The following is a 533-nucleotide window of genomic DNA, read 5'->3' as shown; positions in this document are numbered from 1 at the left end:
TCGCCGGTGGCGACGGACGTGGTGATGCCGTGCTCGCGGAACAGTGCGGCGAGGCGGTGTCGTAGCCCGCTGGTGGACCAGGGCTGGGTGCGGCCGGCGATGGCGCTGGACCGGGCGCCAGGGAAGAGGTGCTCGGCGTCGGGGCCGTAGGTGTCGCGGACGCGGGTCTGCTGGTCGCGGATGATCTCGGCGAGGCTTTCGGGGACTGGAAGCCGCCGCCAGGCGCTGGTTTTGGTCATCCAGTATTCGATCCAGTGGCCCTGCTCACTGTGTTGGAGGCAGTCGATCGGGAGGGCGACGAGTTCGGATATGCGGCACCCCGCCCATCGTGTGGTGGCGATCATCGCCCGGAGAGTGGGATCGGTGTCCGGGTTGTCGCCGATCAGGGTGTCGATGCGTTCGATGACATCGGGTGGAAAGGGCCTCGGTCGGCGGGTCTTGCGGTGGACGTTCCCGCCGCGGCGCAGGAAGATCGCTGCTCCCAGGTCGTCGACGAGTCCGCAGTCGCGCAGTGTTTCGAGCCGGTAGGCCGC

1 protein-coding gene is annotated in these 533 nt (G+C 68.7%); it reads right to left on the bottom strand.

The window, feature by feature from the left end:
* Positions 1-533, bottom strand: a 533-nt coding sequence (locus FK268_RS23775) for a tyrosine-type recombinase/integrase (RefSeq protein WP_146437907.1), incomplete at both ends; no start/stop codon positions are given.

Origin of the sequence: Tsukamurella sputi (genome assembly GCF_007858445.1) — a bacterium.
In the GTDB taxonomy this organism is placed as follows: domain Bacteria; phylum Actinomycetota; class Actinomycetes; order Mycobacteriales; family Mycobacteriaceae; genus Tsukamurella; species Tsukamurella sputi.
Note: the sequence above shows the minus strand (reverse complement) of the source record. Positions and strands in the feature narration are given on the sequence as shown.